Here is a 9,502-nt window from a genome sequence, read left to right on the forward strand (position 1 = left end):
AGACGTTTCTTGCTGGTGGCAAAAATAGTCTCAAAGGAGGGCTATTTTTCTTTGAGCCAGGTTAATGTGGCCGCATTTAGGAGTACGATTTTGCCGTTAATCGTGCATACTGTGCGCTTTTTTGTGGGCCAAGGGACTACGCACACATTTCATATTTCAACGAAAGACTAGTCTATGAGCACTGATAATAAGCAATCGTTGCCCGCGATAACCCTCGCGGCGATTGGAGTTGTCTACGGCGATATTGGTACCAGCCCGTTATATACACTTCGTGAATGTTTGTCCGGCCAGTTTGGTTTTGGCGTTGAACGCGATGCCGTGTTTGGTTTTTTATCGCTGATCTTCTGGCTGCTAATCTTTGTGGTTTCCATAAAATATCTCACCTTCGTCATGCGTGCAGATAACGCCGGTGAAGGGGGGATCCTGACGTTGATGTCGCTTGCCGGGCGCAATACGTCGGCGCGAACGACGTCAATGCTGGTGATTATGGGGCTAATCGGCGGCAGTTTCTTCTATGGTGAAGTTGTCATAACGCCTGCCATTTCGGTGATGTCCGCTATAGAAGGTCTGGAAATCGTCGCTCCGCAGCTGGACACCTGGATAGTTCCCCTCTCAATCATCGTTCTCACTTTACTGTTTATGATTCAAAAACATGGCACTGCTATGGTCGGTAAGCTTTTTGCGCCTATCATGCTTACCTGGTTTTTGATTCTGGCAGGGCTGGGGTTACGTAGCATTATTGCCAACCCGGAAGTGTTACATGCGCTGAATCCGATGTGGGCGGTGCATTTCTTCCTTGAATATAAAACCGTTTCCTTTATTGCGTTAGGCGCGGTGGTACTGTCGATTACCGGTGTCGAGGCGTTGTATGCCGATATGGGGCACTTTGGTAAGTTCCCTATTCGCCTGGCGTGGTTTACCGTCGTATTGCCGTCTTTGACCCTTAACTACTTTGGGCAGGGGGCGCTGCTGTTAAAACACCCGGAAGCGATTAAGAACCCGTTTTTCCTGTTGGCTCCGGACTGGGCGCTGATCCCGCTACTGATAATCGCTGCACTGGCAACGGTGATTGCCTCTCAGGCGGTTATTTCTGGTGTTTTCTCATTGACGCGTCAGGCGGTACGTCTGGGATACTTGTCGCCGATGCGCATTATTCACACCTCTGAAATGGAGTCAGGGCAAATCTACATTCCGTTTGTGAACTGGATGCTCTATGTCGCAGTCGTGATTGTCATTGTCAGCTTTGAGCACTCCAGCAACCTGGCGGCGGCGTATGGGATTGCGGTGACCGGAACGATGGTACTGACGTCTATTCTTTCAACTACCGTGGCGCGTCAGAACTGGCACTGGAATAAGTATTTTGTTGCGCTGATCCTGATTGCTTTCCTGTGTGTCGATATCCCTCTGTTTACCGCTAACCTCGATAAACTGCTTTCCGGTGGCTGGTTGCCTCTGAGCCTCGGCACGGTGATGTTTATCGTGATGACGACCTGGAAGAGCGAGCGTTTCCGCCTGCTGCGTCGGATGCACGAACATGGTAACTCTCTGGAAGCGATGATTGCTTCACTGGAGAAATCACCGCCTGTTCGCGTTCCCGGAACCGCTGTGTATATGTCGCGTGCAATTAATGTCATTCCCTTTGCGTTGATGCATAACCTTAAACATAACAAGGTGTTGCATGAGCGGGTTATTCTGTTAACTCTGCGTACTGAAGACGCTCCATATGTCCATAACGTCCGTCGGGTACAGATTGAACAATTGTCGCCCACTTTCTGGCGCGTGGTGGCAAGTTATGGTTGGCGAGAAACGCCAAACGTGGAAGAAGTTTTCCACCGTTGCGGTCTGGAAGGGTTAAGTTGCCGGATGATGGAAACCTCTTTCTTTATGTCGCATGAGTCGTTAATCCTCGGCAAACGCCCGTGGTACTTGCGTCTGCGTGGCAAGCTATACTTGCTGTTGCAACGTAATGCGCTGCGCGCGCCAGATCAGTTTGAAATTCCACCAAACAGGGTTATCGAACTGGGTACTCAGGTCGAAATCTAACTCCAGACGCCTCCTTTCTCCATAAGGGGGCGTTTTTGTTTTCATGGTTACTCACGATGTAAAACGTTTCGATGTTGATCACATTTCCGTAACGTCGTGATGGTTTTCCTTAATCAGTCGGGATTAAACTGCGGGTCAGCGAAACGTTTCGCTGATGGAGAAAAAAATGAAAAAAGGCGCCGTTCTTAATTCTGATATTTCGTCGGTGATCTCCCGCCTGGGGCATACCGATACGCTGGTGGTGTGTGATGCTGGTTTACCCATCCCTAAAACGACAACGCGTATCGATATGGCATTAACCCAGGGTGTACCTTCTTTTATGCAGGTGCTGGGCGTCGTCACAAGTGAAATGCAGGTCGAGGCAGCCATTATCGCGGAAGAGATCAAACAACATAATCCGCAACTCCACGAAACGTTGCTCACTCACCTTGAGCAGCTGCAAAAACACCAGGGAAACACCATTGAAATTCGTTACACCACGCATGAAAAATTCAAACAACAAACCGCAGAAAGTCAGGCGGTAATTCGCAGCGGAGAATGTTCTCCGTATGCGAATATCATTCTCTGTGCTGGCGTGACGTTCTGAGGCCGCCATGGAAGCATTACTACAGCTTAAAGGCATCGATAAAGCGTTCCCGGGCGTAAAAGCTCTCTCGGGAGCCGCGTTAAATGTCTATCCAGGTCGTGTGATGGCACTGGTGGGTGAAAACGGCGCGGGTAAATCCACCATGATGAAAGTGCTGACCGGTATCTATACCCGTGATGCCGGTACGCTTTTATGGCTGGGGAAAGAGACTACTTTTACCGGGCCGAAATCCTCCCAGGAAGCCGGGATTGGGATTATCCACCAGGAACTGAACCTGATCCCGCAGTTGACCATCGCAGAAAACATTTTCCTCGGTCGTGAGTTTGTTAATCGCTTTGGCAAAATTGACTGGAAAACCATGTATGCCGAAGCGGATAAACTATTAGCCAAACTTAACCTGCGCTTTAAAAGCGACAAGCTGGTGGGCGATCTTTCTATTGGCGACCAGCAGATGGTGGAAATTGCCAAAGTGCTGAGCTTTGAGTCAAAAGTCATCATTATGGATGAACCGACCGATGCGCTGACCGATACCGAAACTGAATCCCTGTTCCGCGTTATCCGCGAACTGAAATCGCAGGGGCGCGGCATTGTCTATATTTCCCACCGCATGAAAGAAATCTTCGAGATTTGTGATGACGTTACGGTTTTTCGTGACGGGCAATTTATTGCCGAGCGCGAAGTGGCATCACTGACTGAAGATTCGCTGATTGAGATGATGGTGGGGCGTAAGCTGGAAGATCAGTATCCACACCTGGACAAAGCGCCAGGGGACGTCTTACTGAAAGTCGATAATCTCTGCGGACCCGGCGTTAACGATGTCTCTTTTACTTTACGCAAAGGCGAAATTCTTGGCGTCTCTGGTTTGATGGGCGCAGGCCGTACCGAACTGATGAAAGTGCTCTACGGTGCCCTGCCGCGCACAAGCGGTTACGTCACCCTGGATGGGCATGAGGTCGTTACCCGCTCGCCGCAGGATGGCCTGGCGAATGGCATTGTGTATATCTCTGAAGACCGTAAACGCGACGGTTTAGTGCTGGGCATGTCAGTAAAAGAGAACATGTCACTGACCGCGCTACGCTACTTCAGTCGCACTGGTGGTAGCCTGAAACATGCGGATGAGCAGCAGGCGGTCAGTGATTTTATCCGTCTGTTCAACGTGAAAACGCCGTCGATGGAACAGGCAATAGGTCTGCTCTCCGGTGGCAATCAGCAAAAAGTGGCGATTGCTCGTGGCCTGATGACTCGCCCTAAAGTGTTGATCCTTGATGAGCCTACCCGTGGCGTAGATGTCGGCGCGAAAAAAGAGATCTATCAACTGATTAACCAGTTCAAAGCCGATGGCTTGAGCATCATTCTGGTGTCATCGGAAATGCCAGAAGTATTAGGCATGAGCGATCGCATTATCGTCATGCATGAAGGGCATCTCAGCGGGGAATTTACTCGTGAGCAGGCCACTCAGGAAGTGTTAATGGCTGCCGCTGTGGGCAAGCTTAATCGCGTGAATCAGGAGTAAAAAAATGACAACCCAGACTGTCTCTGGTCGCCGTTATTTCACGAAAGCGTGGCTGATGGAGCAGAAATCGCTTATCGCTCTGCTGGTGCTGATCGCGATTGTCTCGACGTTAAGCCCGAATTTTTTCACCATCAATAACTTATTCAATATTCTCCAGCAAACCTCGGTGAACGCCATTATGGCGGTCGGGATGACGCTGGTGATTCTGACGTCCGGCATCGACCTGTCGGTAGGTTCTCTGTTGGCGCTGACCGGCGCAGTTGCTGCATCTATCGTCGGCATTGAAGTCAACGCGCTGGTGGCTGTCGCAGCCGCTCTCGCCTTAGGTGCCGCAATTGGTGCGGTAACTGGGGTGATTGTGGCGAAAGGTCGCGTCCAGGCGTTCATCGCTACTCTGGTTATGATGCTTTTACTGCGCGGCGTGACCATGGTTTACACCAACGGTAGTCCGGTGAATACCGGATTTACTGAGAACGCCGATCTGTTCGGCTGGTTTGGTATTGGTCGTCCGCTGGGTGTTCCGACGCCTGTCTGGATCATGGGGATTGTTTTCCTCGCGGCCTGGTACATGCTGCATCACACGCGTCTGGGACGTTACATCTACGCGCTGGGTGGTAACGAAGCGGCAACGCGCCTTTCTGGTATCAACGTCAATAAAATCAAAATCATCGTCTATTCTCTTTGTGGTCTGCTGGCATCGCTGGCCGGGATCATTGAAGTGGCGCGCCTCTCATCCGCACAACCCACGGCGGGTACTGGCTATGAGCTGGATGCTATTGCTGCGGTGGTTCTGGGCGGTACGAGCCTGGCGGGCGGAAAAGGTCGCATTGTTGGGACGTTGATCGGCGCATTAATTCTTGGCTTCCTTAATAATGGGTTGAATTTGTTAGGTGTTTCCTCCTATTACCAGATGATCGTCAAAGCGGTGGTGATTTTGCTGGCGGTGCTGGTAGACAACAAAAAGCAGTAATAACGACTACAGGACATCTTGAATATGAACATGAAAAAACTGGCTACCCTGGTTTCTGCTGTTGCGTTAAGCGCCACCGTCAGTGCGAATGCGATGGCAAAAGACACCATTGCGCTGGTGGTTTCCACGCTCAATAACCCGTTCTTTGTTTCGCTGAAAGATGGTGCGCAGAAAGAGGCGGATAAACTCGGTTATAACCTGGTGGTGCTGGACTCCCAGAACAACCCGGCGAAAGAGCTGGCGAACGTGCAGGACTTAACCGTTCGCGGCACCAAAATTCTGCTGATTAACCCGACGGACTCCGACGCAGTAGGTAATGCTGTGAAGATGGCTAACCAGGCGAACATTCCGGTTATCACTCTTGACCGCCAGGCAACGAAAGGTGAAGTGGTGAGCCACATTGCTTCAGATAACGTACTGGGCGGAAAAATTGCTGGTGATTACATCGCGAAGAAAGCTGGCGAAGGTGCAAAAGTTATCGAACTGCAAGGCATTGCCGGTACATCCGCTGCTCGTGAACGTGGTGAAGGCTTCCAGCAGGCCGTTGCTGCTCACAAGTTTAACGTTCTCGCCAGCCAGCCGGCAGACTTCGATCGCACCAAAGGTTTGAACGTTATGCAGAACCTGCTGACCGCTCACCCGGATGTGCAGGCTGTGTTCGCGCAGAATGATGAAATGGCGCTGGGCGCGCTGCGCGCACTGCAAACTGCCGGTAAATCGGATGTGATGGTCGTCGGATTTGACGGTACACCGGATGGCGAAAAAGCGGTGAATGATGGCAAACTAGCAGCGACTATCGCTCAGCTACCCGATCAGATTGGCGCTAAAGGCGTCGAAACCGCCGATAAAGTGCTGAAAGGCGAGAAAGTTCAGGCTAAGTATCCGGTTGATCTGAAACTGGTTGTTAAGCAGTAGTTTTAATCAGGTTGTATGACCTGATGGTGACATCAATACGGCATCGACAGATGAACGTGTAATATAAAGAAAAGCAGGGCACGCGCCACCCTAACACGGTGGCGCATTTTATGGACATCCCGAATATGCAAAACGCAGGCAGCCTCGTTGTTCTTGGCAGCATTAATGCTGACCACATTCTTAATCTTCAATCTTTTCCTACTCCAGGCGAAACCGTAACCGGTAACCACTATCAAGTCGCATTCGGCGGTAAAGGCGCGAATCAGGCTGTGGCTGCAGGGCGTAGCGGTGCGAATATCGCGTTTATTGCCTGCACGGGGGATGACAGTATTGGTGAGAGTGTTCGCCAGCAGCTCGCCACTGATAACATCGATATTTCTCCGGTCAGCGTGATCAACGGCGAATCAACAGGCGTGGCGCTGATTTTTGTTAATGGCGAAGGTGAGAATGTCATTGGTATTCATGCCGGCGCTAACGCTGCCCTTTCCCCGGCGCTGGTGGAAGCGCAACGTGAGCGTATTGCCAACGCGTCAGCATTATTAATGCAGTTGGAATCACCACTCGAAAGTGTGATGGCAGCGGCGAAAATCGCCCATCAAAATAAGACTATCGTTGCGCTTAACCCGGCTCCGGCTCGCGAACTTCCTGACGAACTGCTGGCGCTGGTGGACATTATTACGCCAAACGAAACGGAAGCAGAAAAGCTCACCGGTATTCGTGTTGCAAATGATGAAGATGCAGCGAAGGCAGCGCAAGTACTGCATGAAAAAGGTATCCGTACTGTACTGATTACTTTAGGAAGTCGTGGTGTATGGGCTAGCGTGAATGGTGAAGGTCAGCGCGTTCCTGGATTCCGGGTGCAGGCTGTCGATACCATTGCTGCCGGAGATACCTTTAACGGCGCGTTAATCACGGCGTTGCTGGAAGAAAAACCATTGCCAGAGGCGATTCGTTTTGCCCATGCTGCCGCTGCGATTGCCGTAACACGTAAAGGCGCACAACCTTCCGTACCGTGGCGTGAAGAGATCGACGCATTTTTAGACAGGCAGAGGTGACGCTTGGCCACAATGAAAGATGTTGCCCGCCTGGCGGGCGTTTCTACCTCAACAGTTTCTCACGTCATCAATAAAGATCGCTTCGTCAGTGAAGCGATTACCGCCAAAGTTGAAGCGGCGATTAAAGAACTCAATTACGCGCCATCAGCTCTGGCGCGTAGCCTCAAGCTCAATCAAACACATACCATTGGCATGTTGATCACTGCCAGTACCAATCCTTTCTATTCTGAATTGGTGCGTGGCGTCGAACGCAGTTGTTTCGAGCGCGGTTACAGTCTTGTTCTGTGTAATACCGAAGGCGATGAGCAGCGAATGAATCGCAATCTGGAAACGCTGATGCAAAAGCGTGTCGATGGTTTGCTATTACTCTGTACTGAAACACACCAGCCTTCGCGTGAAATAATGCAACGTTATCCAACAATCCCTACTGTGATGATGGACTGGGCGCCGTTCGATGGCGACAGCGATCTTATTCAGGATAACTCGTTGCTGGGCGGTGATTTAGCGACGCAATATCTGATCGACAAAGGTTATACCCGAATTGCCTGTATTACCGGCCCGTTGGATAAAACGCCTGCACGTTTGCGGCTGGAAGGTTATCGGGCGGCAATGAAGCGTGCTGGCCTTGACGTTCCTGATGGTTATGAAGTCACTGGCGATTTTGAATTTAACGGCGGGTTTGACGCGATGCAGCAGTTGTTATCGCATCCGCTACGCCCACAGGCAGTGTTTACTGGAAATGACGCTATGGCAGTTGGCGTTTATCAGGCGCTATATCAGGCTGGGTTATATGTCCCGCAGGATATCGCGGTGATTGGCTATGACGATATTGAACTGGCAAGCTTTATGACGCCACCGCTTACTACAATTCATCAACCAAAAGATGAACTGGGGGAGCTGGCGATTGATGTACTCATCCACCGGATGGCACAGCCAAATCTACAGCAACAACGACTACAACTTACGCCGATTCTGATGGAGCGCGGCTCGGCTTAGATTTGCGCTTTCTTTTAATCAAATTATTACCATCAGTTGCTTTCCGAAGCATGAACACTGCTACTGAAGCAACAGTAATAATTCCCCTGAATAAGAATTGCCACCGTCAGCGTATGACTGATGATGGCAGTAGTTGCGGATAAGGTGGTATTCAGGATGGTGAGATTTAGTGTCTGTATAAAGATGACCCTTGCCGCAATGCACGGCAAACCCGCCATACTGTATTCAGCGCCCCGTTTGTTATGTTACTTATCAGGGGAGCGTAGCAGCGCCTGACAAGCTTTAAATGCAGCGTCGCCATCACTTTGGATTATTGCATCGACAATAGCCTGGTGTAGATCCAGCTTTATCACGGTGTCGCTGGTTATTGACGTAAAGTAAGTGTGATAAACCGAATGAAATAGAGAAGCGAAAGATGTCAAAAATGGATTGGCGCTCATTTCATAAATATGTTCATGCCAGGCCATATCGACCTCAATCCAACGCTCCCGGCGGAAATGCTCTTTTAACGCCACCATTTCGGCCATTAATGTATTGAGATGCGCCTTCTGTTCTGCGGTGCCTACCGTTGCTGCCAATAAGCAGGCTTGCGGCTCCAGACAGATACGCATAACCAGAAAATGATCAATAACTTGATGAAAGTTCTCTTCAGTCATCCACCAGGTGAGCAACTCTTGATCAAGAAAATTCCAGTTGGATTGTGGCATGACACGCGTACCAATTCGTGGTCGTGGCAAAACCATTCCTTTTGCCGTTAGCGTCTTGACCGCTTCGCGTACCGCAGTACGGCTCACTCCAAATTGCTCACCCAGCTCAATTTCACCAGGCAGAATGGTGCCAGGTGCGTATTCACCTTTTAAGATCCGTTGTGCTAGCTTCTCAGCCAGAACATACGAAAGGTTTTTCTGTGCAGCTAACTGTTGTGCGCTTAATGGCATACTCATCTTCCTTATTCTTTTTTCCCCCTTAGTATGCCACCTGGAAGTGTGATTGCGGTTGCAAAAACGGCAAATTGCTTGTTTTATGGCACACTAACAGGTGTTTTGATGAAAAAACGCGCATTCGGAAAATTATTTTAAATTTCCTCTTGTCAGCTCAGAATAACTCCCTATAATGCGCCACCACTGACACGGAACAACGGCAGACAAGCCGCCGGGTCAGCGGGATTCTCCTGAGAATTCCGGCAGAGAAAAGCAAAAAAAATGCTTGACTCTGTAGCGGGAAAGCGTATTATGCACACCCCGCACCGCTGAGAAAAAGCGAAGCGGTACTGCTCTTTAACAATTTATCAGACAATCTGTGTGGGCACTCGAAGATACGGATTCTTAACGTCGAAAGACGATAAATGAATACCAAGTCTCAAGAGTGAACACGTAATTCATTACGAAGTTTAATTCTTTGAGCATCAAACTTTTAAATTGAAG

The 9,502-nt window shown here is 50.0% G+C and carries 8 protein-coding genes and 1 pseudogene; 7 read left to right on the forward strand and 2 right to left on the reverse strand.

Annotated elements, in window-relative coordinates:
- The first annotated feature begins 174 nt into the window (after window positions 1-174).
- The 7 genes from kup (at window position 175) to rbsR (ending at window position 8,078) form a co-directional block, all read left to right on the forward strand.
- Window positions 175-2,043, forward strand: coding sequence for a low affinity potassium transporter Kup (kup, locus tag A7589_RS11660; protein ID WP_000102310.1), 1,869 nt, complete (start codon window positions 175-177; stop codon window positions 2,041-2,043).
- A 166-nt stretch (window positions 2,044-2,209) separates the two neighbouring features.
- Entirely contained in the window at window positions 2,210-2,629 is a 420-nt protein-coding gene (gene rbsD, locus A7589_RS11665; RefSeq protein ID WP_010354838.1) for a D-ribose pyranase, read from the forward strand.
- Between the two features lie 7 nt (window positions 2,630-2,636).
- Complete coding sequence (rbsA, locus tag A7589_RS11670) at window positions 2,637-4,142, forward strand: ribose ABC transporter ATP-binding protein RbsA (protein WP_000387777.1); 1,506 nt, start codon at window positions 2,637-2,639, stop codon at window positions 4,140-4,142.
- A 4-nt stretch (window positions 4,143-4,146) separates the two neighbouring features.
- The gene (rbsC, locus tag A7589_RS11675; protein WP_000211858.1) at window positions 4,147-5,112 is read left to right on the forward strand and encodes a ribose ABC transporter permease; all 966 of its coding nucleotides are present in this window, start codon (window positions 4,147-4,149) and stop codon (window positions 5,110-5,112) included.
- Window positions 5,113-5,136: 24 nt separating this feature from the next.
- A complete protein-coding gene (rbsB, locus tag A7589_RS11680; RefSeq protein ID WP_001056273.1) occupies window positions 5,137-6,027 on the forward strand; it encodes a ribose ABC transporter substrate-binding protein RbsB in 891 nt (296 codons plus the stop codon).
- Between the two features lie 125 nt (window positions 6,028-6,152).
- Entirely contained in the window at window positions 6,153-7,082 is a 930-nt protein-coding gene (gene rbsK, locus A7589_RS11685) for a ribokinase (protein ID WP_024257347.1), read from the forward strand.
- Window positions 7,083-7,085: 3 nt separating this feature from the next.
- On the forward strand, window positions 7,086-8,078 hold the full coding sequence (gene rbsR, locus A7589_RS11690; RefSeq protein WP_000224459.1) for a ribose operon transcriptional repressor RbsR: 993 nt from the start codon (window positions 7,086-7,088) through the stop codon (window positions 8,076-8,078).
- Here rbsR and A7589_RS23685 read toward each other — a convergent pair.
- Together A7589_RS23685 and A7589_RS11700 are read right to left on the reverse strand one after the other, a co-directional pair.
- Window positions 8,044-8,169 (reverse strand): annotated as a pseudogene (locus A7589_RS23685) (hypothetical protein); the annotation flags it as partial. The gene rbsR and the pseudogene A7589_RS23685 overlap by 35 nt on opposite strands.
- A gap of 154 nt (window positions 8,170-8,323) precedes the next feature.
- On the reverse strand, window positions 8,324-9,016 hold the full coding sequence (locus A7589_RS11700) for a FadR/GntR family transcriptional regulator (protein WP_001131157.1): 693 nt from the start codon (window positions 9,014-9,016) through the stop codon (window positions 8,324-8,326).
- Between the last annotated feature and the right edge of the window lie 486 nt (window positions 9,017-9,502).

Source organism: Escherichia sp. MOD1-EC6475 (assembly GCF_003046645.1).
Taxonomy (GTDB): Bacteria; Pseudomonadota; Gammaproteobacteria; order Enterobacterales; family Enterobacteriaceae; genus Escherichia; species Escherichia ruysiae.

Bases quoted from the DNA above. Each gene is read 5' to 3' on its own strand.
- kup (WP_000102310.1), top strand. From the start codon at position 175: ATGAGCACTGATAATAAGCAATCGTTGCCCGCGATAACCCTCGCGGCG.
- rbsD (WP_010354838.1), top strand. From the start codon at position 2,210: ATGAAAAAAGGCGCCGTTCTTAATTCTGATATTTCGTCGGTGATCTCC.
- rbsA (WP_000387777.1), top strand. From the start codon at position 2,637: ATGGAAGCATTACTACAGCTTAAAGGCATCGATAAAGCGTTCCCGGGC.
- rbsC (WP_000211858.1), top strand. From the start codon at position 4,147: ATGACAACCCAGACTGTCTCTGGTCGCCGTTATTTCACGAAAGCGTGG.
- rbsB (WP_001056273.1), top strand. From the start codon at position 5,137: ATGAACATGAAAAAACTGGCTACCCTGGTTTCTGCTGTTGCGTTAAGC.
- rbsK (WP_024257347.1), top strand. From the start codon at position 6,153: ATGCAAAACGCAGGCAGCCTCGTTGTTCTTGGCAGCATTAATGCTGAC.
- A7589_RS11700 (WP_001131157.1), bottom strand. From the start codon at position 9,016: ATGCCATTAAGCGCACAACAGTTAGCTGCACAGAAAAACCTTTCGTAT.